This is a genomic window from Geobacillus vulcani PSS1, assembly GCF_000733845.1.
Lineage (GTDB): Bacteria > Bacillota > Bacilli > Bacillales > Anoxybacillaceae > Geobacillus > Geobacillus vulcani.
The window spans coordinates 1,560,934-1,585,173 of sequence record NZ_JPOI01000001.1 but is presented as its reverse complement, the minus strand read 5'-3'; the positions used below and the strand labels follow the sequence as shown (position 1 = coordinate 1,585,173).

The window sequence follows — 24,240 nt, the reverse complement described above, 5'->3', positions numbered from 1 at the left end:
TACAGATCAATTCATCAAACTTAGTGCCTGGCCGATCGGGAGTTTGATTGTCAGTTTAGGATCGCCGTCCCTGTTACTCCTTATCACCTTGTTGTTCTATGTCGCCTCGACCATTCTCATGTTTCTTTTGCACATACAAGAACGCACAACAGAGAAGGTGGCTCAGGGGAAAGGCGTAACGAAATTTCTCCTTTCGATTAGTCAAGGAGTCAGTCTGGCTTCATCATATGGCGGAGCGCAAACCGAGGGGGTGTTTGCGCTCCTGCCTTTTCCAGTCGGTTAAAAAACCAATCGAACGGTGCACGTCACCAAGCCAGCCTAGCAGCGAAGAGCCGGCTTACTCCTTCACCTTTTCGATTTTCTCAACCGGCAGCCCGGTCAGCTCGTGGATCGTGTTGACATCATATCCTTTAGCGAGCATGCGCTTCACCACCTCAAGCTTCCCTTCCTCGATCCCTTGTTGGCGCCCTTGTTTCATGCCTTGTTTGATCCCTTGTTTGATACCTTGTTCGATTCCCTTTTCCATTCCCCGCTGTTCATACGAAATGATGAGTTCCATGACTTGCTTCGCCTCCTTTGTCTCCATTTGCCTCACCTCGTTTCGCAGTTTCGCTTCCTCTTCTGCAGACAGCCGCAAATATGTTTCAAAAAAGCCGAACAACAACCTCTGTTTCGCCTCATCGAGCTCAAGGCGGACGAGCATGCGCAAAAACTCTTTTTTCACTTCGACTTTCTCTTCTTTATTATACCCCATTTTGCTTATCAAGGCGGCGGCGACGGGGTTGTCATGGCGGATGTACGCGCGCCACGGCAGTTTGCGCAACTCCACCGTCAAGTAACGAAAATCGAGAACGGTCAAGAACGGAAACTGGATGCGCCACGAAGAAGGTTCATCGCGGGATTCGTCATAGCTGAAGATGGCAATTGGAACAATGCGGCGGCGGTATTTTTGAAACAGGCGGCTAAAGTAGAGGAACATTCGCTCGGGGAACGTCTGTTGGGCATAGCTTTGGTGTTCGACATGGACGATGATGAGCCCTTCCTCCCCCTTCATCTTCGTTTCGACCAACAAGTCGACGCGATGCTTCTCCCCCGCCGTGACGTCGGTAAACAGTTCTTCTGAGAGGAAAGAGAGGTGGCGAACGTCAATGTGCTCGTACACATCGGGAAAAAAGAGAAGCAAAAATTCTTCGAAGAACGTCGACAGCAACTCCTTGAACAACCGGTCGTGATCGATTCGCGGTTTGGTCACGTTTTCCCTCCTTGCGACATTGAATTCGCTGTATTTTATTCGCTCTTTGTGGCCGAATTCCTTCTTTTCCTTATTAGGAGGCTGACGATTTACGGCTGTCCAACGTTGTTTCGCAAATGGCAAAGCCGTGTAACACCATCGTTTATTCCTTGTGATATCCGACAAGTCGAGCGAAGCGGCCGTTTTTCACCAGTCCTCTAAGAGGTTGGTGATTGAATCGTGGATACCGCTTTGCAATATCATTTCTCAACTAGAAAAACCTTGTTGCATCGGTCCTGCTTTTCACGCGTTCCCCCATTGATGAAGGGAATCAGCGGTTTTTCACCAGCCTTGTCAGTCGCCCTGACGACACAGGCTAAAGACGGCAAGAACCGAAACTAAGGGCGCAGACGGCTTTTCCGTTTGCGCCCCTGCCAAATGAATCCGCACTGATCAAGCCCGCTCCTTGCAGCCCATCATGTTTCAATTCGTCGAATATAAGCTGACGAGTTCGTACGTCACCGTCGTCCGGTTGTCTTCCCATTCCAGCTTTTTCACGACGGCGATGCCGCTCGCTTCGCTTTGCAGCGTCCGGCGCACTTCAAGCGGCACGTCGAGCGGATATAAGCGGTAGCCTTCTTTTTTCAGCACGAACAAATTGCCTTGGACGCGCTGTTCGTTTCCTTTGGTCACAATGAGCGTCTGCAGCTCCATCGGCATGCCCATCATTTCCGACCTCCTTGCTTTTGATCGATTCAAGTCGCGGCCCGTTTGAACCCTTCGCGACATCAAGCCGGTTTCCGGCAACAGCTTGGTTCGGATTCTTGCTCATCGAACGATCGGCCGCTCCCTCTCCCATCGGCCATGACCGCAAGCTCCCGACGATCAAAGACCAGACCCCGCGAAGGCTGTTTCATTCGGCCGCTTCCCCTTCTATCGTATCACACGGTCGGCTGTTGTTTCATCCATGCTGTAAGCCTTTTCACCGTCTCGCGGTTGGCGCGCGGGGGAAAATAGTGAGTGAACTCGGGAAAATACCACGCGGTCACTCGCTTGCCGAGCGCCTTCAATCGCCGTTCCAACCGCCAGGCGTGTTCGATCGAGACGTTGTCATCGCGCCCGCCGTGGATGATGAGCACCGGCGCGCGAAGCCGCTCGAGATGATAAAGCGGGGTTCGATGCCGATAGCGCTCCGGGTATTTGTTCGGCGTGCCGCCGATGACGCGCTTCATCATCCGCCGCAAATCCGGACGTTCCCAGTACGTCAGCGCCACATCCGTCACACCGCCCCAAACCGCGACGGAACAAACCCGTTCAGCGAGCATGGCGGTATGAAGCGCCATCGCCCCGCCGCGCGAGAAGCCAAACACGTGCACGCGCCCCGGATGGACGAGCGGATGGCGGCGAAGAAGCTCAAATCCAGCGATGGCGTCATAGCGGTCATCGCCGACAAAATCTTCGTTCCCTTCCCCGCCGCCGTTGCCGCGATAGAGCGGGGCGAAGACGACAAAGCCGTGCGACGCGAATTGGATGAGGCGCGGCACCCGCACTTGCCCGACGTTTTTGATCCCGCCGCGCAAATACAAAAACCCGTCATACACCTTGTTTTGGTTTGGCACAGCCAAAAATCCTTTCACCTTCAGCCTTTGGGACATATAGGTGACCAAGAACACCTCGATGCCCGGATGCGGCGACGGAAACCGATAGTAGTCGATGATGTCCCCGTCCATCGCGCTCGCTCCTTTCCATGCAACCTCCACCACACCGTCTTGTTCCCGATTCCCCTCATCCGAAAGCCGACGGGTGCGCGCAAAGCGTCCCGTCCGCCGCCCGTTCTCGGCTCACCGCCCATTTTTTCTAGGCATTCACACATTTTTCGCCCGTGCATACGATAAGGTGAAGCCACTGTTCACTACACGTGGACGAAAAGGGGGTTAGACCACATGAAAAAATGGGCGGTATGGTTGTGTTCGCTTCTTCTCCTTTTGCCGCTCGCTGCCTGCAACAACGGCAACGGCCAAGGAGAAAAGCCGCTGAAAAACGTCCGGCTCGCCGAAGTGACGCACTCGATTTTTTACGCGCCGCAGTACGTCGCCTTAGCAAAAGGCTTCTTTAAAGAAGAAGGGCTCGATGTCGAGCTAACGACGACATGGGGCGGCGACAAAACGATGACGACGCTGCTGTCCGGCGGCGCCGACATCGCCTTGGTCGGCTCGGAAACATCCATTTATGTCTATGCGCAAGGGACGGACGATCCGGTCATCAATTTTGCGCAGCTCACGCAAACCGATGGCACGTTTCTCGTTTCCCGCAAAAAAATTGACCACTTTACGTGGGAGAGGTTGAAAGGAAGCACGTTCCTCGGCCAGCGGAAAGGCGGCATGCCGCAGATGGTCGGCGAATTTGTGTTGAAAAAACACGGCATCGACCCGCACCAGGACTTGAAATTGATCCAGAACGTCGAGTTTGCCAACATCGCCAACGCGTTTGCGAGCGGGACCGGCGATTTCGTCCAGCTGTTTGAGCCGACCGCAAGCATTTTTGAGCAAGAAGGAAAAGGCTACATCGTCGCTTCCTTTGGCACCGAGTCCGGGCGCGTCCCGTACACATCGTACATGGCAAAACAAAGCTATATAAAAGCGAACAAAGACGTCATTGAAAAATTCACGCGCGCCATCTACAAAGCCCAGCAATGGGTCGCATCGCACAGCGCCTCGGACATCGCGAAAGCCATTCAGCCGTATTTCAAAGACACCGATTTGGCCCTCATCGAAAAAGTGGTTGATCGCTACAAAAGCCAAGGAACCTACGCGACCGATCCGATTTTGGATGAAGACGAATGGAACCACTTGCAAACGATCATGGACGAAGCCGGCGAACTGCCAAAGCGGATCGATCTTGAAACGCTGGTGGATTCATCGTTTGCCAAACAAGCGATGAATGAGTAACGAAAGCGGGTGAATCGGATGTTTCTTGCCATCGACCGCCTCTCGCACACGTATTTGACGAAAACGACCGCCGTCACCGCGCTCGATCAGGTGTCGCTGTCCGTCGAGAAAGGAGAATTCGTCTCCTTTCTCGGCCCAAGCGGCTGCGGCAAAACGACGTTGCTGTCGATCATCGCCGGGCTCATTGAACCGACGGAAGGATCGGTCCGCATCGACGGCGAACTGCTTTGGCCGCGGGAAACGAACGCCGCTATGGCGCGCCGGGCGGCCGGATCGAATTCATCCATCCGCCGCGCGGTCGGCTACGTGCTTCAGCAAGACTACTTGTTTCCGTGGAAAACGATCGAAGAAAACATCCTTCTCGGGTTGAAAATCACCAACACGCTGAACGCTGACACCAAAGAGCGAGCGCTCGCTCTTCTGTCGGAAATCGGTTTGGCCGGCGTGGAATCGTATTACCCGAGTCAGCTGTCGGGCGGCATGCGCCAGCGTGCGGCGCTTGTGCGCACCTTAGCGACCGATCCGAAACTCTTGTTGCTCGATGAACCGTTTTCCGCCCTCGACCAGCAGACGAAGCTGAGACTCGAAGAGCTCGTTTGGAACACATTGCGGCAATACGAAAAAACAGCGGTTCTTGTCACCCATGACATTGAAGAGGCCATCGCCATGAGCGACCGCATTTTCTTGCTTTCTCCGCGCCCAGGCCGCCTGGCGAAGACGTTCGTCGTCCCGGACGATCTGCGAGGGCGCCCGCCGCTTGCCGCCCGCCAGCATCCATCGTTTCCGGCGCTCTTTCAATCCATTTGGAAGGAGATGGAGGCCCTTGAATCCGCCCAATAAACAAATTGAAACGAAGCACGCCCAATACCTTGCCGCCTTGCGCAAAGAACAGCGGGCCATCCGCCTCTTTCAGGCCGTCTTGCTTGTCGCCTTTTTCGCTGTCTGGGAAGCGGCGAGCCACTTCCAATGGGTCGACCCGCTTTTGTTCAGCTCTCCGTCGGCCATCGTCAAGCTGTTTGCCGAAAAAATGAGTGATCATTCTCTGTTCGTCCATACATGGGCGACGCTGCTCGAAACATTGCTCGGCTTTTTCATCGGCACGGCCGGCGGGGCGCTGATCGGCGCGTTGCTTTGGTGGTTTCCGCGCCTGGCGAAGACGCTAGATCCGTATTTGGTCGTGTTCAACGCCATGCCGAAAGTGGCGCTCGGACCGATTTTCATCGTCGCGCTCGGGCCGGGCTTGACGTCGATTATCGCCATGGGCGTCGTCATTTCGATCATCATCACGACGATCGTCGTCTATTCGGCGTTCCAAGAGGTCGATCCCAACTATTTGAAAGTATTGCAGACGTTCGGCGCCACCCGCTACCAATGTTTCAAAGAAGCGGTGCTGCCGGCGTCGTTTCCGGCCATCATTTCCACGCTGAAAGTGAACGTCGGCCTCGCTTGGGTCGGCGTCATCACCGGCGAATTTCTCGTCTCGAAACAAGGGCTCGGGTATTTGATCATTTATGGCTTCCAAGTGTTCAACTTCACCCTTGTGTTGATGAGCCTGCTCATTGTCGCCTTGCTGTCGACCGTGATGTATCAGCTTGTCGCCTTGATCGAGAAAAAATGGGGAAGCCGCCGCTAGCGGGACGCCCGCCACATGTTGAGGGGCGTCTCGTTTCATTGGTGCCGCCCGGATGAGCCGGCATCCGCCGCTTTGGAGAAATCCATCTTTGGGAGCCGTCGATCGACGCCCCCTTTTCAATCGATCCACCCACGCTGCTTCAACTCGGCAAGCGAAAGCGAAAGGACATCGTCTTTCATGATGTAGCTGAACCGATCATCGCCGCGGATGTCATCCGGCAGCGCCTCAAGCAGCACCGGGCCGTTCGTCTCCGCATACGACTCCCGCTCGATGAGCGCCGCGATGTCGGCAAAATAAATGTCTTTCACAATATCCGGCTCCACTTCATATTGGCCGATGTATTCGAGCTGGCGGATGATGCCGCCTGTTTCTTCCATCACTTCGCGGACCGCGGCTTCCGCCGCCGTTTCCCCCTTTTCCACCTTGCCGCCGGGAAACTCGAGGCCGCGGCGCGGATGATTGGTCAGCAGCCATCGTCCGCCATAGCGGCAAATGACCCACACATGCCCCGGAGAAGAGGAAAACGGATGAACGCGAAAGGCCAGTCGAACGCGATGTCCGTAGCAATCCCGGAATTCGTGCATCGGACTCTCCCCTTTCCTCTCCCCATTATACAGAAAAACGCCGCTCGACTCGCGGCGTTTACTCTTCTTTTTCATCAGGAAGGATGCCAATCGAGCGGATGTGCGCTTTCGCTTCCTCATTGCCAAGCTCATAAATCATTTTGTAAATGTCGACAAGCGTCCGGTCGTACGCATCGTTTTCCCGATCATAGTGGTATTGGACATACGGCACATGGGTGCGCCAAAACGCCTGCCAATCGGTCGAGTAATTTTGGTCAAAATATTCCCGCAGTTGGGCGATTTCACGATCGGTCGCTTGAATCTCAAAATCCCACGGCGACGCGGTCTTCAACTGCGAAATTTCCCCGGTCGCCATCGAGACGTAATACGTCTTTTTCCGTTCGTCTGCCACCTTCGTCCACTCCTTTTGCCTTTTTGCTTAGTATGGGGCAATCCGGAAACAATATGCTTATTTCATTTCATCTTTCAACAGCTCGATCGCCTTGCGGAGCACGGACGGGATCGGGACGCCCGCCCGGCCGGCGTTTTCGATGATGGAGATAAACTCATTGGCGATATAGAAAAACACGATCGCATCGCGGATTACATGCATGTTCCATCCAATGGCCAAATCGACGAGATGCGACGCCGCCACCAGAACGAAAATGAGCAGTTTGCGAACGATGCCGCGAAATCCGACTTGGCTCGATAGCTTGCCTTCGACAGCGCTGGCGGCGATGCCGGTGAGGTAGTCGACAACGACCAACGCGAGCAAAATCACGACAAATGAGTCCACGCTGCCGACAAACAGTGACAGAAACGAACCGAACAGCGACACGGCAACCATCGGAATCGGCTTATTCATGCTCCCCCCTCCTTGAACATAGGATACGCGTAACTATCGTATGCCTGGAGGAGAGAACGCGACGCGGCGCATTCCCTAAAAAATCTCCCTTTTTCGACAAAGAAAAAGGCCGTCCCACCTGTGGAGGACAGCCTTTCTCGTTGCCGTCAATCACCGGGAAGCATTCGCTTCCAAGGAAGATGAATCCCGCCTGATCAACGTCCGAGGAACGATTTCAGCATCCAAACGTGTTTTTCCAAGTTTCGGTGAATGCCAAGCAGCATGTCGCCCGTCGTTTCGTCGTTCACTTCCTCCGCGAGCTGCATGCCTTCTTTCAATTCACCAATCATCGTTTCAAAGTCGCCGACAATCGCAGCCACCATTTGCTCCGCCGTTTCGGCTCCCGTTGCTTCGTTGACGGACGCCTGCTCGAGGCAGTCTTTCATCGTCCCCACCGGCTTGCCGCCGAGCGCCAACAGCCGTTCAGCGAGGGCGTCAATGTGGGTGGCCGCCTCATTGTAAAGCTGCTCAAATTTCTCATGCAGCGTAAAAAACTGTGGACCGGTGACATACCAATGGTAGTTGTGCAGCTTTACATACAAAACGGTCCAGTTGGCGATTTGCTTGTTGACAAGATCGATCAGCTGGTTGGCCATCGTCTCACTCCTCCTCATGGTTCTTGTACCCAGCCGGCTTGTTGATGAAACATGGGGAAACCTGCCGATGGATAGCTTCTCCCGATTCCGCCGGAAATATGAATCGTCCAAGACAAGCGGAAAAGGAAAAAGCAGCCGCCCGTTTGGCGGACGCAGACGCACCCGGTCCGTTTGCCGGCGGGGGCGGGAAGAAAAAGACGAAGCAGCGCGGCGGGGAAGACGCTTTTTGTATGTTATAATGGAAAGAAAAAAGGTGGGTCTCATCATGTACTGGACATTAGCCATTTGCCTCATCATCGCCGCTGTTGTCCTCGCTTTAGCGGTCATCACGACTTCCAAAGCGTATGCGTACAAGCATACGATCGATCCGCTTCCAAACGAGCGCGGCAGCGAACAACAAGCCGGCCCGAAGCAGCCGCAGTAGCGGCGCGGGCCGGCTTGTTCATCAGCCAAACACCTTTTTTAGCTCTTCTTTCTCCTGCGACAGCCAAACGCGCATCAACTGTTTGGCCGCCTCGAGGTCATGCAGCTTCGCCTGGCCGCATTGCCGCTCAGTTGCCGCCGGCACTTCCGCCGCGTCGAGCGCGTCCTTCATAGCTTCTTCCAGCAAATCGATGACTTCGTCCACGGTCGGCGATCCGCTTACGACAAGGTAAAATCCGGTCTGGCAGCCCATCGGCGAGATGTCGATGATATCGAAATGATCGTATTTCGCCGCATGTTTGCGCAGCGTATACGCCAATAAATGTTCGAGCGTATGAATCGCCGCCGGATCCATCGCCTCTTTGTTTGGCTGGCAAAAACGAATGTCAAACTTATTCACGACGCCGTCGCTGCCGACTTTGTGAACGCCGCAGTGCCGCACGTACGGCGCTTTGACCGCGCAATGATCCAGCTCAAAGCTTTCCACTGGTGAAGGCATGTTCCATCACTCCTGACCATTTGGTTTCGTTTTTATCATAACCAAAACGGCGCCCGTCCCGCACCTTTTTTGCCTGCTTCCGCTCCTCGCTTTCCCTCACGCGTCTTTTTCTTGAATCTCGAACCCATTTATCCTATGCTAAAGACAGTGAAACACGGAAAGGAATGGTTTCGGTTGGCCCAACTCATGATCGCGCTCATCCGCTTTTACCAGCGGTTTCTCTCACCGCTCAAACCGCCGACATGCCGCTTTTACCCGACCTGCTCGAACTACGGGATTGAAGCGATCCGCCGCTTCGGCGCGCTCAAAGGAGGATGGCTGACGACAAAGCGCATTTTGAAGTGCCATCCGTTCCATCCAGGCGGTTTTGACCCCGTTCCTGAACCATCTCAGCGTCTGAAAGAAACAAAATAGTCTCTTTGCCACAAATTGTCCTTGACCGATCATGCCAAAAATCAAAACAGCATGTTTTCTTTTCATGGCACCCGCCTCTTTGGTCAATACGACGATCATGTTTGTCTTTACAAGTCGAACACATCTTTTGATGAAGAGCCACAAAATCACTTCCCTCTTGCCATTTGGTTGATTTTTTTGTATGATCAATCTTGTTAAATCGTAATGATTACTATTTTCAAGAAGGAGGCGGGGCAGATGAACAAAATTCCTGTCACGGTAGTAAGCGGTTATTTAGGGGCTGGAAAAACAACCTTGCTTCATCATATCTTGCACAATCGCGAAGGGAAAAAAATCGCCGTCATTGTCAACGATATGAGCGAAATCAATGTGGATGCCGAGCTGATTCGGCAAAACGGCTTTTTCCGCACGGAGGAAAAGCTGGTGCAAATCCAAAACGGCTGCATTTGCTGCACCTTGAGGGAGGATTTAATCAAAGCGGTTGACCAGCTCGTTGAAAACGGGGAGATCGACTATATTGTCATTGAATCTTCCGGAATTAGCGAGCCGATTCCCGTCGCTCAAACCTTTACTTATTTAGACGAAGAACTGGGAATCGACTTGTCGAAAAAATGCCGTTTAGACACGATGGTGACGGTGGTCGACGCCAATCGTTTTTGGGCGGACTTTTCCTCGGGCGAAACCTTGCTTGACCGCCAACAGGCCGTCGATGAAACGGACAGCCGAGAAATCGCGGATTTGCTCATTGAACAAATCGAATTCGCCAATGTCATTATCGTCAATAAAATCGATCTTGTCTCGCCGGAGGAAGCGCAAAAATTGCAAACCGTGCTTCACAAGCTCAATCCGGAAGCTGTCATCCTCCCGGCAACCTTCGGCCAAGTGCCGCTTGATTCCATTTTAAACACTCACTTATTTGATTTTGAAAAAGCGAGCCAATCAGCGGGTTGGATCAAAGAGCTGAATGAAGAGCACACACCCGAGACCGAGCAATACGGCATCTCTTCCTTTGTGTATCGAAGAAGGCGGCCGTTTCATCCGGAACGGTTGATGAATTGGCTTGAAAACTGGCCAACAGAGGTGGTTCGCGCGAAAGGCTTTCTTTGGCTTGCGCCTTGGAATGACGTATGCGTTCTCCTATCCCAAGCGGGAACATCCGTCTCCATCCAAGCAGCAGGACGATGGATCGCTTCCTATCCAGAGGAAGATAGACAACTGTTCTTGCAAGAAGAGGAGACATGGCGGGAAAAATGGGATGAGACCTACGGCGATCGCATGACCGAACTCGTGTTAATCGGTATTCACATGAATGCGGATGACATCGCACGCTCGTTGGATCAATGTTTGCTGACCGACGAGGAGATGAAGGAAGATTGGGCTTTGTTTCCGAATCCGTTCCCTTCATTGATTCCTTCAGATGACTTCGTGCCGCCTGCTGCTGGAGATATTTCGTAATAACGCAAAGCTTGGCGGAAACAGTTTGCGTTTTTGCCGCAATCGATGAGACAGGACCCTATCGCCAAACTCCTGTAAAAATCACCCAGGGGCAAAGAGCATGTCTTTATGAATGTTTTTTGGCGAAATACCGTTGACGGGCGGGCAACGGCGGTGTTTGCCGTCCTTGTCAATGATGATTGATCATTTTCAAATCGTAATGATTACGATAAAATAAAAAAGCGGACATCTGTAAGTCAAGAAAGGAGTTCCCTATGAGAACAACGTCCATCCTTTTGTCTCTCCTTTTGACGCTGAGCGCTTTGCTGTATGGCTGTCAATCGAAGCCGGAGACAAACGAAGCCCAAACATCGAAAGACCGGTTAACGATTTACACGACAGTGTATCCGCTCGAAGACTTTGCGAAAAAGATCGGCGGCGACGCCGTAATCGTGAAAAGCGTGTATCCGCCGGGGGCGGAAGCTCATACGTTCGAACCGACGACCAAAACCGTGCAACAGATTGCCCAAGCGGATGCCTTCATTTACATCGGCCACGGAATGGAACCGTTCGCCGAAAAGCTGAAAGAAACGTTGCAACATGAACATGTCCGATTTTTCGTGGCCACCAAAGGCATTGAATGGCTTGAAGCCAACGATGAAAACGAGCATGAGCATGACGAAGCGCACAAAGACGAACACAGCGAAAACGATCAGGCAGACCATGGCCACGAACACGGAGACCAAGACCCCCATGTATGGCTTGATCCGATCCGCTCGATCGTGATCGCCGAGAACATTCGCGATCTGCTGACGGAACTGAAGCCGGAAAAAAAAGAGCTGTTTAGGAAAAACTTTGAAACCGTAAAGACAAAGCTCGAGCGTCTTGACGCCCAGTTCCGATCGGTCATCGAAAAAGCGCCGAAAAAAGAAATTCTTGTCTCCCACCAGGCGTACGGATATTGGGAAGACCGCTACGGAATCAAGCAGCTGAGCGTTTCCGGGCTGTCGCCAAGCAATGAACCGTCGCAAAAAGCGCTGGCGCAGCTGATCGAAACGGCGAAACAGCATCATATCCGCTATATGATTTTTGAACAAAACATTCATCCGAAAACAGCGGAAGTGATTCAAAACGAACTCGGCGCCAAACCGCTCCGTCTGCATAACTTGGAATCGCTGACCAATGCCGATCGAAAAGCGGGGCGCGATTATTTCGCCATCATGGAGGAAAATGTTCGTACATTGCAAACAGCGCTTCAATAAGAACACCCCGAGGGCGTCTCAACCAGCGATGAGACGCCCTTTTTGCCGCTGCATGGCCGCCTTCATTGATCCCCGCTTGCCCCAAGCCAGCGCGGTTGGGGCCGAAACCTTTTTGCTGCTCCTGCGCCCTTGATCGACGAGAACGGTTCACGCCGCTGCGCCCTCCTCTTTGCCCCTTCCCCTCGCGGCAACAGGAAACATTCCGCTTGCCAGCAGCCGACATTCGGAATAACTTACGGAACATTGGCAGACCATAAAGAAAAAAGAAAGGAATGGCTGAACGTGGACGATTTGGGTATTGCCCGCAGCTTATTCGGGACGACGATGGCCTTTCATATCATTTTCGCCACACTGGGCGTCGGAATCCCGCTGCTGATTTTATTGGCGGAGCTTCTGTACCAGAAGACGAAAGACCGCGATTACGCGATCATGGCGAAACGGTGGACGAAAGGATTGGCGGTTTTGCTTGGGGTCGCCATTCCGTCCGGCACCATCGCCGGGGTGCAGCTATCGCTCTTATGGCCGGGGTTTATGGAAGTGATCGGAAAGGTGATGTCGCTTCCGTTTCAAATTGAGATTTACGCCTTTTTTATTGAAGCGCTGTTCATGTCGATTTATGTGTACGCCGCTGACCGCATCTCTCCATGGATGCGGATTGTCAGCGTGTGTTTTGTCGCCCTCGGCGCCAGCGCTTCCGCCATTTTGATTACGAATGTCCATGCGTTTGAAGGCACACCGGCGGGATTTCGGATCGAAAACGGTGAAATCGTCGATGTCGACCCGTGGGCGGCCTTTTTCAACCCAAGCTTTTTCGTCACGGCCGGACACGTCGTTTTGTCCGCTTATATGACCGGGGCGTTCGTGTTGGCTTCCATCGCCGCTTATCAGTTATTGCGCGCCCGGCAGGACGAACGAGTGCGCCGGTTTCACCAAAAGGCGCTCAAGCTCTCGTTGACGGTCGGCGGCGTCTTCTCGCTGCTGACCGCGATCAACGGCCATGAATCAGCCCAGCTTCTGCACGAGTACCAGCCGGAAAAACTGGCCGCCGCTGAAGGGCTGTTTGACACCCAATCCCATGCCCCGCTGGCCATCGGCGGATGGACCGATCCGGAAACGCAATCGGTCAAATGGGCGATCGAAATTCCATGGGCGCTCAGCTTTTTAGCTGGCAACCGTTTCGACACGGTCGTCAAAGGGCTGAACGACTTTCCAAAAGAATGGTGGCCGCCGCTGTTTGTCCACACGCTGTTCAACGCCATGGTAGGGATCGGCATGTTTCTTTTGGTTTTGTCCATCGCGGCTTGGATTTGGCAAAAGCGGCGAGCTTCTCTCGATTTTCCGCGCTGGTTTCTCTACAGCTTCGTCGCCGCCGGGCCGCTGGCAGTAATCGGCATTGAATGCGGCTGGATTTTCGCCTGCACTGGGAGACAGCCATGGGTCATTTACCGGATGATGAAAACAGAAGACGCCGTCACGCAAACGGAAAATTTAGCGGTCTTGTTTGTGTTGTTCGTGGCGATTTACCTTTTGTTGAGCATCGCTGTCGTGCTCGTGCTTCGCTACTATTTCCGCCGCCATCCGGTGGCGGATGACCTGCGACCATCGCCTGGCGAGGACACGTTGTCCGTCTAGAAGGCTGGTGAAAAACAGCCGCTTCGCTCCATTGGCGAGAATCCGAAAGGGATCAAGTCTGATGTCGCAGCATGTGTCCATTGAGCAACGCTGTCAGGAGCGCCATTCTTCCTTAAATCACCTATCTCCTAGAAAGGGGAACGTTGATGACAAACGAGTTGATCGCTGTTTCGGTGCTGTGGGGATTTATTTTCATCTATGCGGTTATGGCGACGATGGATTTTGGCGCCGGGTTTTGGTCGATGATCTACATCCATCGCGACAAAGCGAACGCCACGAAGATTGCCAACCGCTATTTATCGCCCACCTGGGAGGTGACCAATGTCTTTATCGTCGCCATTGTCGTCGCCTTGTTCAGCTTTTTTCCCGGCGCCGCCTTCCTGCTCGGGACGGTGCTGCTTGTCCCCGGCAGCATCATTTTGATCTTGCTCGCCATCCGCAGCGCTTTCTTGGTCTTTGCCCACGTGGCGAAAGAATATGAAAAAGCGCTCACCTATATTTCCGGCCTCACCGGCATCATCATCCCGGCTCTGCTCATCAGCGTGCTGCCGATCACGCATGGAACGTTCATCGAGGTCGATGAGGGCGTTCCGACGCTCAATTTGAAACGCTTTTTTACCAGCCCCCACGCCTATTCCTTTATGGGCTTTGCGATTTCGAGCACGCTGTTTCTCTCCTCTCTTTTATTGGCGGACTACTCGCTCGAAGCCGGAGATCGGGAAGCCTACCGCCTGTATCGGCGCGACGCTTGGATTACCGGGCCGATTTCGCTGCTGATGGCCGCAGGCATGATGTTGACGATGCACAACGAAGCGGCATGGCTGTATGACAACATGATGGAGTATTGGCCTTGGCTCGCCGGCTCGGTAGCGATGTTCGCCGCCGCGGGCATGGCGTTGCTGCTGCCGTCGGCGAAGCATCCGGGCGTGCGGGGGCGGCCGCGGTTGGCGGTCGTTGCGATTGTCATTCAGTATTTTCTCGCCAGTTACGCCTATGGAAAAGCCCATCTGCCCTATATGGTATATCCGGATGTGACGATCGAGTCGGCCTTTACCCATCCGGACACATTCCGGGCGCTGTTTGTCTCCTACATCATCGGCTTCCTGATTTTGTTTCCGGGCTTCGTCTATTTCTGGCGGCTGTTCATGCACGACAAACGCTATGTGCGGCCAAAATAAATGGAGAAAAGACAGAAAATGCGCGGCCAAAATAAATGGAGAAAAGACAGAAAATGCGCGGCCAAAATAAATGGAGAAAAGACAGAAAATGCGCGGCCAAAATAAATGGGAAAAGGCGCTCCACACAGCTAGGGGCGCCTTTTCCCGGACCGCCGCGCGGCGGGAACCCCGCAAGGCCTGTTTCACCGCCTGCCCCTGTTTTCCCCCTCGTTATTGCAACGAGCGGACGTAGGCGGCGATCGCCGCGATTTCCCCCGGGGTCAACGTCGACACTTCTTTCGTCCGATGGCGGCGGATCGCTTCCTCGATCGTTTTCGCGCTGCCGTCATGCAAATACGGAGCGGTCGCCCAGACGCCGCGCAGCGTTGGCGTATCCCACTGCTTCGGCGTCCGCGGGTTTGTGAACCGGGCGCGGGCGTCGCCTTGGGAGGCGCGGTCCTTCGGGTTGGCCGTGCCGATATCATGCAAATAAGCGGTATTGGCGGTCGTCAATTTGCCGTCCGGCCCGACCGCTTTGACGCTGTCGGTGAAATATTCGCCCCCATGGCAGCGTAAGCAATTCCCTTTCCCGTTAAAGAGCCGCTCCCCTTCCTGCGCTTCCTCCGTCAAGCGGCCGTCCGCCTTTCGGTACGGGCTTTTCGGCACCGGGAAGGAGCGGGGGTCATTCAAGTAGGCGAGCATGGCGTCAAACATATGCTGGACTTTCGGCGGCAGCGGCTTGGACGGGTCGATCGCCGTCATGCCGCCCATCTCACCTTGCACCGTATGAATATAGTCGGTAAAATCGTCGCGCGAGCCGTCCCACATAAACAACCCCGTTTTCGTCGCCAAAATGTTGCTCGGCACGTTGCGCGGCCCTTTCGCCGTCATGAGCGTCAAGCCGTTGATGTCGCCGTCGCTATGGCACGACGCGCAGCTCATCCAGTTATTACCTGTTATATTGATGGCAAATTCGTCGCTGTTTGCGCTGTAAAAGATCGTTTTCCCTTCGCGCACGAGCGGGGAGAGCGAATCTTTGGCAATGAGGCGGATCGTGCCGTCTTCCTGCTTCGCTTTCGCATACGGGCTTTTCCCGCCGGTGTTGATCACCGCGACATCATGGCTCATGGCGTTGTGGACGTACAAGACGTTTCCCGCAGGCGAGATCGCCACCCCGCGCGGATTGTTGCCGTGGATGCGGCGCAAAATTTGCGTCGCCTTGCCGCCGCGGCGCAAGTCGAAGACGACGAGATCCTCGCTGCCGGACATGACCGCGTACGCTTTGCCGCCGTCCGGCGAAAACGCCACATCGTACGGATTGGAGACGATGATCGTCTCGTTATGGACATCGGTGACATTGATGGCAGCAAACAGCTCTTTCCGCTCGTCCCTCAACTCAACGTCGTTCGTCACATCAATGACCGAAATGGCCGGAAACACCGTTTCCTCAAATTGAATCGGCGTGTCGACATTCGTCAATAAATGCGGAACGTACGCCTTCTTCCCGTCCGGCGCGATGACGATTTGCTCGAGTGTGTTCGGGAGGCCTTGGCTTTTTTTCCGGTCGGCTTGATCCGGCGACGGGGCGAGGGCGATTTCCTTGATGACCTTCCGTTTTTTCGCGTCAATCACGGTGACTTTCGCGGCCAAATATTGCGTCACGTACAGCTTCCTTCCGTCCGCTGTCAGCGCCAGCGCCCGCGGGCGGTCCCCCGCTTGGATGTCTTTGATTCGCTTCCCGCTCTCGGCGTCAAACACCGAGACCGTGCCCGAGCGGTAGTTGGCTACGTAGACTTCCGTCCCGTCGGGGCTGGTGACGATGCCGAACGGCTCGATGCCCGTTTTCCAACGATCAATGACTTTCCGCTTGGCAAGCGACACCACGTCCACTTCATCATCATACATGCAGGAAACATACAGCGTCCGTCCATCCGGGCTGAGCGCGAGTTGGCGCGGTTCGCGGCCGACGGGAATCTCCGCCTCCTTCTTCTTTGTTTTCGTGTTGACGACCGTCACCGTATCGACGTCAATGTTGGCGGTGTAGACATAGCGTCCGTCGCTGCTGATGGCGATGTTGTCGCCGTGCGCCGGGGCGTGTCTTGTCGTTTTCGGCTTTTCTTGCCACGCTTTCTCGGCCTGGCAGCCGGCCAATAAGACGGCCGCCGCCACGGCGAACCACCATGTGCGCATTTCCATTCCCCCGTTTTTTTACGAAAATGATAACCATCCTCAATTTTACAAAGAAAAGCGGCGAATCTCAATCGCATTCGCCGCTTTTCGTTCCTGTTAGTTGCTGCCGGAGCCGGCTTCGATTTTGACCGTCCGCAGCACCGGCGCGACGCCGTATTTGCCGCCGGCTGACTGCACTTGCGGCACATGGTCGCGGTCGGTGTTGCCCAATGTTTTCCCTTTGATGTACACATCCCCCGTATCCCAAAACTCGCTCGCCTGCATCCCTTCGGAAAGCGTCGGCCCGTCGACGATCCGGTCGTAAAAGTCGACGTAGCGTGAGATGATCGTTTCGCGTTCCAATGATTTCGCCGTCTCACCGGCTTGGTCGTTGTTCAAGTTTTGCAGCGCGACGCGGAACACGCCCGACAACGCGCCGGCGAGCCATGGGGTGTACTTGTCCTCTTTTTCGCCGGTATGGTACACATGCCATGTTTCATCCCAAAAATGGCGGTCCATCGCCTCGTAAACACGGCGCGCCGCATCGCGGTACGCTTCGTTTTTCGTCGCCAAAAACGCCGCCGTCAGCCCGCGGATGGCGCCAAGCTGGGCAAGCAGCGTCGGCTCCTCTTGATCCGGCCCTTGGCCGATCGTGTAGCCGTTGGCGACCAGCCCGTCTTTTCGCATCAAGTGTTTCAAGATAAAGTTCGCTTGCCGGCGGATCATCTCAAGCGCCCGCTTTCCTTCCGGCGTGCCAAGCCCTTTGGCGCTCTCGCCGCTCGCATAGCCGACCGGCAGCCCATCAATGGCGCGCTCAAAAATGCGGAGCGCTTCCATCGTATAACCGGCGTGGAACGTATCGACCCGCTTTCCTTGCGCATGGCCGTCATGTTCGGTCACAAACGCACCCGCCTGTTCATTGAAATGCATGGCATCGATGTTGCGGAACACTTGCAGCAGCACGTCGCGGTTGACGGAATACGGGTCATCGGCCGTGCGGTCGTTGGCTGGATCGGCATCCACATTTTCCTTCGCCGCTTTCGGGAACGGGCTTCCGTCAAACACGGCCAAAAACGCCGGATTTTGGTTTTGGTTTTCCGGACGCTGGTCGGTCATGCCGAAAAACTCCGCCGCCGGCCAAAGCATCAGCCATTGATCCGCAAGCAAGCTGCGGGGATCTTTGACGACCAGCTTCGCCGCATCCGGCGCCCGCTCGCTTCCCCCTTCGGCCACTTCCACGGCATGCGGCAAATAGACAAATCCGCCGCTTGGGTTGTAGCGGCTGCCCGCTGCTTTCGTCAACGCCTGTCGCTTCGCATCATAAAACAAATGGTCGCGGATGAAAGCGAGCTTGTTCCATATTTGTTCCGTCAAAATCATCCCTTGCAGCCCGTCGGCGGAGCTGACACCAAGAGCGACGTTCCCGCTTTGGTCGTCGTTTGGCGTTTTCGCTTCCACTTCTTCGTCACTGTCTTTTTGATGGAAATTGCCCAAAAAGTCGCCAGCCCAAAGCGCCTGCTTCAAAAAGACGCCGCCGTAAGCTGCCGGCGTGAGCACTTTCTCCATTTTTCCGCGATCCCAACGGAGCGATTGAAAATCGACTTGATAGACAGGAACGTATGTGCCGTCGTCATTTTCCGCGTACACGTCCGTGTCGACCTTTTGCGCATAATGCGGGTCACCGCCGGCATATTCAATGAATGTCGGAAACATGTTGCGGAAAATTTCCTCACGCGGATAGCCGACGCTGTCGGCAAGCTCATAAAAACGGTCGGCAAGCGCCTGATCGGCAGGCTTTTGCTGTTGTTCCGCGCGCTTTTTGGCGATCGGGCCGTGAATAAGATGAAGTCCGAGCCCGGACTTTTCCACGACTTCGTACATCGCCTCTTCCGAATACTCGTACGACTCGATGCCGGCCGTATAGTCAAATTTCGTCGGCTTGTCAAGTTTCCTTGCATCGAGCGTATCCAAGTCCAGTCCGAGCCCTTCCGCCAACGGTTCGCCGGAAAGCTCAAACTCCGAGTAGGCAAACATATTGCCGGCCGTATCAAACTGATCGTCCGCTACCGGCACGTGCAGACGCGGCGCTTCCGCTGAACGTTTGTTCTCTTTTTCCCCGACGGCGGAACAGCCGGACGCCAATAGCAGTGACACCGCCGCCGATGTGGCCATCACTTTCCAAGGCATGCGCTTCATGGCTTGCTCCCCCATTTTCTTTAAAAATAACGATTTTCATTTTCAACCTATTTCATTATACGCCGTCGATCCCCTTCATTCAAGCCGGAATCCATTCCATCACACGCCCGAGAAAGGCGCTTTTCATGCCTCTTCTCGTTCCCTTAAGCGGGAATCCACTCAATGCGGCGTCCGCCCGTCCATAAAAAGCAACATTCCAGTTCGTTCGGACAATGTCCGATCGCTTTGCGGCATAAGGACGACGCCGTTTCTTTGCAGCGCCAAATCGCTTCCTCTTCCTCACACCATAGCAGCACACGAACCCGATCGCGGTAAACGATGTACAACTCCCGGTCCGCTTCTTCGCCCCATCCGCCGTCCGCCAGCAACAGCGGCTTGCACGCCGCCTCTTCCCTTGAACCGAAAAACTGCAGCAAATGATCCGTCACCTTGGCCAACACAAGGCCGTAATGCAGCGGCGTCGGAAACATCGACAAAGGAAGGAGCGAACGATGCTGATCAATCAGCCGCAGCAAGAAAAGCGGCGACCGCAGCGAAGGAGCGGTTTCACAATACGTCTGCAGGACGGAGCGGAGAAATCGGCGCAGCGCATGCGGCCAGACGTCCAACGTCTCGTGCTGGATAGGCACCATGGCTCGCCTCCTTTTGTTCATGCATGTTTTTCAAGCTACTCCAATACGGCGTGAATCGAGCTCCATGACCGTTTTGCAAAATAAATGGGCTTGTCTTTGCTTTTCGCCTTTTCTTTCACTTTCTTCGCCAAATTATGGTTCACGTAATCGATCATGACCAATATGGCGTCGACATGCTCCGGAATATCGCGTTTCACCATATTCACTTTCCGTCCGTTAAGATGAATGATTTCCCGGAATCCGGAACGCTCCAATTTATCGGTAATATGGCCTAAATGATCGGCTCCGACAACAAGCAGTGATGCCATCACAAAAGCCTCCTTTGCTCGCTTCTTTCTTTTCTTATTTTAATTGAGAATGATTTTCTATGTCAATTAAAATGATACATATTCTCACTTCTACTTTTCCGTTCCTCCGCTCATAAATTCCTTTGCGTGTACCAAACTATAGGTGCGGGCGATTTCATCACAACAAGGGGGATGACCATGGCGAAAGATGTTCTTTGCGAAGTTCGCAACTGCCGTTATTGGGCGGAAGGGAACCGCTGCAGCGCTGAAGCCATTTACGTGGTCAGCCATGCAGGGAAAATGGCGGCCGATTCAACGGAAACAGATTGCAAAACGTTTGTTCCGGCCCACGAAGCATAATGCGAGACGAACGAGGCGCTGCCCGGCCGACCGGGCGGCGCTTGCCTCGTTCGAGGGAGATGACGATGGACAAACGAGCCAGCCTCATTCAGGCGTTGCAAAATGAAGTGAAGCGCGCCGCTTTTGGAGCCCACCCGGCTTGCATCGACTCCTTTGTCCGTTTGTGGGATTATGAGTTCGGCTCATTTGACCATCTCCCGCCTGACATTGAGCGGCTCATAGCCGGTCGAGCCGCTGAACTCGGGTGGATGGATGACGTTTGAGGGCCTCCATTTCGGAACCAACGCCATATTGAGCGAGAATCGAAGTTTGATGGCAGCCCGCCTATTAGAGGACAGGGGGCCACGGTGGCTGAACCTAGATGGGTGAACGAGGTTTGGCCGCAGCGACAAAAAGGCAGGAACCCCGACTAGGCGAGGCCCCTGCCTTTTCCGCTTTCGGAACAAGCGTTTTCAGCGCTATCTGTTTGTTCCGTTTTTGGAATGAGCCTTTTCAGCTCTCGGCGCAGCAGTTTTTGCGCGGCGTTGCGCGGCAGTTCGTCGACAAAGTAAATGCGGGCCGGCACTTTATATTTCGCCAGCCGCTCGCGGCAAAACGCCCGCAACGCCGCCTCATCCGCCGCCGCTGTGTGTTTCAGGCGGACGAACGCATATGGCACTTGTCCCCACGTTTCATCCTCGACGCCGGTCACCCCGGCTTCCTCGACAGCGGGATGCGACAGCAGCACTGCTTCAACTTCCGCGGGATAGACGTTTTCACCGCCGGAAATGATCAAATCGGAACGGCGGTCCAGCACATACAAAAACCCATCCTCATCGAGATAACCCATATCGCCTGTGTACAGCCAGCCATCGCGGATCGCTTGTTTGGTCTCCTCGGGGCGGTGCAAATAGCCTTTCGTCACATTCGGCCCCTTGACCACAATTTCCCCTTCTTCATACGGCGCGGCTTGTCGCCCATTCTTAACAATGCGCAACTCGGCCGGAAACAGCGGCTTGCCGGCGGAACCGAGTTTGGTCAAGCTATATTCCGGCGCGAGCGTCGCGACTTGCGATGCCGTTTCCGTCATCCCGTACGTCTGGTACACCGGGATGCCTTTTTCTTTGCACGCCTCAAGCAGCGGGAGCGGCGCCGGCCCGCCGCCGAGCAGCATGCAGCGGAATGTATCGGGATAGCGGGCTTCCCTGAGCTCAGCCATCATCCGCTGAAGCATGGCAGCCACGACTGACATGATCGTCACGTCGCCGCGCATGATCCATTCGTTCGCTTCTTTCGGGTCGAATGATGTTTGCAGCCGCATCGGCATGCCGTAAATGACGCTGCGCATGGCGATCGACAGGCCGCTGATGTGAAACAGCGGCACAGCGGCCAGCCAACAGTCGCGCTCGTGCAAGCCTAAATTGAGCACCGAGCCGACCGCGCTCCACCAATGGTTGCCATACGTTTGCAAGACGCCTTTCGGAGTGCCGGTCGTCCCAGACGTATACATGATCGTGGCGGTTTCCTCCAAATCGCACGTTTCTTTGAAGGAAGCGACCGCTTCCGGCAACCCAGCCAACGCACCTATGGTAAGAACGCGCCCGTCGCCGCTGAGGCGGCCGGCCAGCTCCTCATCGGCGATGACAAGCCGCGCCCCGCTGTCGTCGAGCTGCCAGCCAAGCTCATAGGGCGTCAGGCGCACGTTTTGCAGTAAGACGCGGGCGCCGAGCAAAAACAGCGCATGAATGATCTCGACCATTTCGATGCGATTTTTCATGAGCAGCGCGACTACATCCCCTTCCTTGACGCCCGCCCGCGCAAGGCGCCGTGCCCAAGCTGCGGCCGCTTCATACAGCTCGGCAAACGTCTTTTCCTGCTTGCCGTCGCTTACAGCCATCCGCTCCGGGGTTAAACATGCCCGTTGCTTCAGCCAGTTTGGCATCGTCGTCATCTGTTTTCCCTCCGTTCGTTCCTTTTTCCGCCCGCGGTCAACGTGGGAATGTCCGTTCCATTGCTGAAGCGGGCCGAGTTGCCTCGTGGACAAGCCCAATCGTCAGCTCCTTTTCGATCCGCAACCCAGGAATAGAAACGGCTGCCCATGGAGCGCACACGTTTGTTGAGCCGCAGGTTCCTGTAAAATCATCAGCTCTCTAGAAGGTTGGTGAAAAACAGTGATCGCCCCTAGCTGACGTCGGATCACATGAAATGAGAAGCCGATGCCGCAAAGTTTCTCCATTTGGAGAAACAAGGCGGTGAAGCGACCTGCTCTTTTCATCACCGGTCTTTTAAACCAAAAAGAGAAAGCCCTTTCACAGAAAAGGTCCATGGGCAGCGCGATCTGCCCTCCACCCGGGGATGAAAATCTCGCGTCAGTTCGGCATTTTCACGGAAAAGATCCATGGGCAGCACGATCTGCCCTCCACCCGGGGATGAAAATCCCCCTTTTCTTCCCATAATGAAGAATAGGCGCAAACAGTTCAACAGGACGTTATGCTTAATGGTGGCTTAGACCCTGTACGGAAAAGTGTTTGAATCCACTGGGTGCACCACCCATTGTCCGCCCTTTCCTGTGATAGAGGAAAGGTGACGACGAACGGAAAACTGCCGCATGTCTCCCGTGGATTCGCTGTTTGCGCACTCCATCATCGAAAAGGAGGCGTTTCATCATGGATGTCATCTATCCTCGCTGCGCAGGATTGGATGTTCATACCGAAACTATTGTCGCTTGTGCCCTATGGGAAGAAGAGGGGGAGATTCAAAAGGAGATCCAAACGTTCTCAACGTTCTCGAAAGGGCTTGGCGACCTGCTCGAGTGGCTCGAAGACCATGGGGTCACCCATGTCGCCATGGAATCCACCGGCGTGTATTGGAAACCGGTCTTTGCCTTCCTCGAGGGCTATGTCGACTTGACTTTGGCCAATCCGCAGCGGATCAAAAATGTCCCGGGAAGAAAAACCGATGTCTCTGACGCCGAGTGGATCGCCAAGCTGCTCCGCCATGGACTCATTGAAAAAAGTTTCGTCCCCCCAGCGCCGATTCGTGAACTGCGGGATTTTACCCGCCTGCGCAAAAAGTGGGTCGGACAGTTGAGTTCAGAGAAAAACCGGATTCAAAAAGTGCTGGAGTCTTCCAATGTCAAGCTGGGCTCCGTCCTCTCGGATCTCTTCGGCGTTTCCGGACGAAACATCCTTGCCCGGCTGCTCGAGAAGGGATACGTGGACAAGGACGAGCTGGATCAATGCCTGCGCGGCAGGCTCAAAACGAAAAAGCAGGCGGTGTACGATTCGCTGCTGGGCACCTTGACCGAACATGAGCTCTGTCTCCTTCGCCTCTTGTGGAAACACGTGGAGGAATGCGAGCGGCTCATCGAAGAAGTCGACCAGCACATCGACCGCCTGCTCGAGCCGTATCGGGAGGAAGTGGACTTACTGATGACCATGCCTGGAATCAAAAAACAAACCGCCGCCGTCATCATCGCCGAGATGGGAACCGACATGAGCGTCTTTGAAACGCCGGAACGGGCGGCTTCATGGACGGGGTTGTCCCCCGGCAACCATGAAAGCGCCGGAAAGCGAAAGAGCACGCGCACCACCAAAGGCAATCCCCATCTTCGATCAGCGTTATGCGAGGCGGCATGGTCAGCAGCTCGATCCAAGACACATCCCTTGTCCCGAAAATTTTGGTCGTTGGCGGCCCGATGCGGGAAGAAAAAAGCCCTCATCGCCACGGCTCGACGAATGTTGGTGATCATCTTTTGCATGATCTCCCGCAAAGAGTCGTTCCGCCAACCACAACTCATTTAGTATAGCCAACAGGCAGCCGGATGATACGAGATGCCCGAAAATGGGGCACCTCTGCTTTCCTATTGCCTTCTTTGGCCATTTTCAGTATACCCACACGGATCAGGAGCGTATACAGCAC

General features: G+C 54.6%; 25 protein-coding genes. 12 read left to right on the top strand and 13 right to left on the bottom strand.

The window, feature by feature from the left end:
• Positions 1 to 337: 337 nt before the first annotated feature.
• From N685_RS0108625 to N685_RS0108610, 3 genes are all read right to left on the bottom strand, one after another.
• Entirely contained in the window at positions 338 to 1,252 is a 915-nt protein-coding gene (locus N685_RS0108625) for an Rpn family recombination-promoting nuclease/putative transposase (protein WP_031407569.1), read from the bottom strand.
• A gap of 462 nt (positions 1,253 to 1,714) precedes the next feature.
• The gene (locus N685_RS0108620) at positions 1,715 to 1,957 is read right to left on the bottom strand and encodes a DUF2584 domain-containing protein (protein ID WP_031407567.1); all 243 of its coding nucleotides are present in this window, start codon (positions 1,955 to 1,957) and stop codon (positions 1,715 to 1,717) included.
• A 215-nt stretch (positions 1,958 to 2,172) separates the two neighbouring features.
• A complete protein-coding gene (locus N685_RS0108610; protein ID WP_031407566.1) occupies positions 2,173 to 2,961 on the bottom strand; it encodes an alpha/beta hydrolase family protein in 789 nt (262 codons plus the stop codon).
• A 213-nt stretch (positions 2,962 to 3,174) separates the two neighbouring features.
• Here N685_RS0108610 and N685_RS0108605 point away from each other — a divergent pair, with 213 nt between their 5' ends.
• From N685_RS0108605 to N685_RS0108595, 3 genes are read left to right on the top strand one after another with little or no spacing between them, the layout of a single operon-like run.
• Positions 3,175 to 4,179 carry an ABC transporter substrate-binding protein gene (locus N685_RS0108605; protein WP_031407564.1) on the top strand — a complete coding sequence of 335 codons (1,005 nt, stop codon included), beginning with the start codon at positions 3,175 to 3,177 and terminating at the stop codon, positions 4,177 to 4,179.
• Between the two features lie 18 nt (positions 4,180 to 4,197).
• On the top strand, positions 4,198 to 5,019 hold the full coding sequence (locus N685_RS0108600) for an ABC transporter ATP-binding protein (protein WP_031407562.1): 822 nt from the start codon (positions 4,198 to 4,200) through the stop codon (positions 5,017 to 5,019).
• Positions 5,003 to 5,812: an ABC transporter permease gene (locus tag N685_RS0108595; RefSeq protein WP_031407560.1), complete on the top strand. Its 810-nt coding sequence runs from the start codon at positions 5,003 to 5,005 to the stop codon at positions 5,810 to 5,812. The genes N685_RS0108600 and N685_RS0108595 overlap by 17 nt, the downstream gene beginning before the upstream one ends.
• Before the next feature lie 116 nt (positions 5,813 to 5,928).
• Here N685_RS0108595 and ytkD read toward each other — a convergent pair whose 3' ends face one another.
• The 4 genes from ytkD to N685_RS0108575 all read right to left on the bottom strand — a co-directional run bounded on the left by ytkD (position 5,929) and on the right by N685_RS0108575 (position 7,875).
• Positions 5,929 to 6,396: an RNA deprotection pyrophosphohydrolase gene (ytkD, locus tag N685_RS0108590; RefSeq protein WP_031407558.1), complete on the bottom strand. Its 468-nt coding sequence runs from the start codon at positions 6,394 to 6,396 to the stop codon at positions 5,929 to 5,931.
• A 58-nt stretch (positions 6,397 to 6,454) separates the two neighbouring features.
• Positions 6,455 to 6,787 (bottom strand): hypothetical protein, encoded by a 333-nt coding sequence (locus N685_RS0108585; RefSeq protein WP_031407556.1) that lies wholly within the window; start codon positions 6,785 to 6,787, stop codon positions 6,455 to 6,457.
• A 57-nt stretch (positions 6,788 to 6,844) separates the two neighbouring features.
• A complete protein-coding gene (locus N685_RS0108580) occupies positions 6,845 to 7,240 on the bottom strand; it encodes a phage holin family protein (protein ID WP_031407554.1) in 396 nt (131 codons plus the stop codon).
• A 194-nt stretch (positions 7,241 to 7,434) separates the two neighbouring features.
• Positions 7,435 to 7,875, bottom strand: coding sequence for a Dps family protein (locus tag N685_RS0108575; RefSeq protein ID WP_031407552.1), 441 nt, complete (start codon positions 7,873 to 7,875; stop codon positions 7,435 to 7,437).
• Positions 7,876 to 8,140: 265 nt separating this feature from the next.
• Here N685_RS0108575 and ytzI point away from each other — a divergent pair, with 265 nt between their 5' ends.
• The gene (ytzI, locus tag N685_RS18990) at positions 8,141 to 8,299 is read left to right on the top strand and encodes a YtzI protein (protein WP_171661398.1); all 159 of its coding nucleotides are present in this window, start codon (positions 8,141 to 8,143) and stop codon (positions 8,297 to 8,299) included.
• 21 nt (positions 8,300 to 8,320) lie between these two features.
• Here ytzI and N685_RS0108565 read toward each other — a convergent pair whose 3' ends face one another.
• On the bottom strand, positions 8,321 to 8,797 hold the full coding sequence (locus N685_RS0108565; RefSeq protein WP_031407548.1) for an S-ribosylhomocysteine lyase: 477 nt from the start codon (positions 8,795 to 8,797) through the stop codon (positions 8,321 to 8,323).
• Positions 8,798 to 8,983: 186 nt separating this feature from the next.
• On the opposite strand from N685_RS0108565, the gene yidD reads away from it, so the two are divergent.
• The 5 genes from yidD to N685_RS0108540 all read left to right on the top strand — a co-directional run bounded on the left by yidD (position 8,984) and on the right by N685_RS0108540 (position 14,717).
• On the top strand, positions 8,984 to 9,211 hold the full coding sequence (gene yidD / locus N685_RS0108560; RefSeq protein WP_407059693.1) for a membrane protein insertion efficiency factor YidD: 228 nt from the start codon (positions 8,984 to 8,986) through the stop codon (positions 9,209 to 9,211).
• Positions 9,212 to 9,448: 237 nt separating this feature from the next.
• Positions 9,449 to 10,666: a GTP-binding protein gene (locus tag N685_RS0108555; RefSeq protein WP_051870810.1), complete on the top strand. Its 1,218-nt coding sequence runs from the start codon at positions 9,449 to 9,451 to the stop codon at positions 10,664 to 10,666.
• 254 nt (positions 10,667 to 10,920) lie between these two features.
• On the top strand, positions 10,921 to 11,907 hold the full coding sequence (locus N685_RS0108550; RefSeq protein ID WP_031407542.1) for a metal ABC transporter substrate-binding protein: 987 nt from the start codon (positions 10,921 to 10,923) through the stop codon (positions 11,905 to 11,907).
• 282 nt (positions 11,908 to 12,189) lie between these two features.
• Positions 12,190 to 13,539, top strand: a complete 1,350-nt coding sequence (locus N685_RS0108545; protein WP_031407540.1) for a cytochrome ubiquinol oxidase subunit I — start codon at positions 12,190 to 12,192, stop codon at positions 13,537 to 13,539.
• A gap of 146 nt (positions 13,540 to 13,685) precedes the next feature.
• Positions 13,686 to 14,717, top strand: a complete 1,032-nt coding sequence (locus N685_RS0108540; protein WP_031407538.1) for a cytochrome d ubiquinol oxidase subunit II — start codon at positions 13,686 to 13,688, stop codon at positions 14,715 to 14,717.
• Positions 14,718 to 14,927: 210 nt separating this feature from the next.
• Here the strand turns inward: N685_RS0108540 and N685_RS0108535 are convergent, their stop codons facing one another.
• From N685_RS0108535 to N685_RS0108520, 4 genes are all read right to left on the bottom strand, one after another.
• Positions 14,928 to 16,886: a beta-propeller fold lactonase family protein gene (locus N685_RS0108535; protein ID WP_031407536.1), complete on the bottom strand. Its 1,959-nt coding sequence runs from the start codon at positions 16,884 to 16,886 to the stop codon at positions 14,928 to 14,930.
• Positions 16,887 to 16,982: 96 nt separating this feature from the next.
• Entirely contained in the window at positions 16,983 to 19,061 is a 2,079-nt protein-coding gene (locus N685_RS0108530; RefSeq protein ID WP_031407534.1) for a hypothetical protein, read from the bottom strand.
• Between the two features lie 143 nt (positions 19,062 to 19,204).
• Positions 19,205 to 19,693 (bottom strand): hypothetical protein, encoded by a 489-nt coding sequence (locus N685_RS0108525; protein WP_031407533.1) that lies wholly within the window; start codon positions 19,691 to 19,693, stop codon positions 19,205 to 19,207.
• Between the two features lie 35 nt (positions 19,694 to 19,728).
• A complete protein-coding gene (locus N685_RS0108520) occupies positions 19,729 to 20,001 on the bottom strand; it encodes a DUF2325 domain-containing protein (RefSeq protein ID WP_031407531.1) in 273 nt (90 codons plus the stop codon).
• A gap of 177 nt (positions 20,002 to 20,178) precedes the next feature.
• Between N685_RS0108520 and N685_RS18985 the strand changes: the two genes are divergently transcribed.
• Positions 20,179 to 20,340, top strand: a complete 162-nt coding sequence (locus tag N685_RS18985; protein ID WP_071880173.1) for a DUF1540 domain-containing protein — start codon at positions 20,179 to 20,181, stop codon at positions 20,338 to 20,340.
• A 65-nt stretch (positions 20,341 to 20,405) separates the two neighbouring features.
• A complete protein-coding gene (locus N685_RS0108510; protein WP_031407529.1) occupies positions 20,406 to 20,603 on the top strand; it encodes a hypothetical protein in 198 nt (65 codons plus the stop codon).
• Between the two features lie 146 nt (positions 20,604 to 20,749).
• Here N685_RS0108510 and N685_RS0108505 read toward each other — a convergent pair whose 3' ends face one another.
• Positions 20,750 to 22,270: an o-succinylbenzoate--CoA ligase gene (locus N685_RS0108505; RefSeq protein WP_051870843.1), complete on the bottom strand. Its 1,521-nt coding sequence runs from the start codon at positions 22,268 to 22,270 to the stop codon at positions 20,750 to 20,752.
• 715 nt (positions 22,271 to 22,985) lie between these two features.
• Between N685_RS0108505 and N685_RS0108495 the strand changes: the two genes are divergently transcribed.
• A complete protein-coding gene (locus tag N685_RS0108495) occupies positions 22,986 to 24,122 on the top strand; it encodes an IS110 family RNA-guided transposase (protein WP_031406100.1) in 1,137 nt (378 codons plus the stop codon).
• Positions 24,123 to 24,240: the final 118 nt, after the last annotated feature.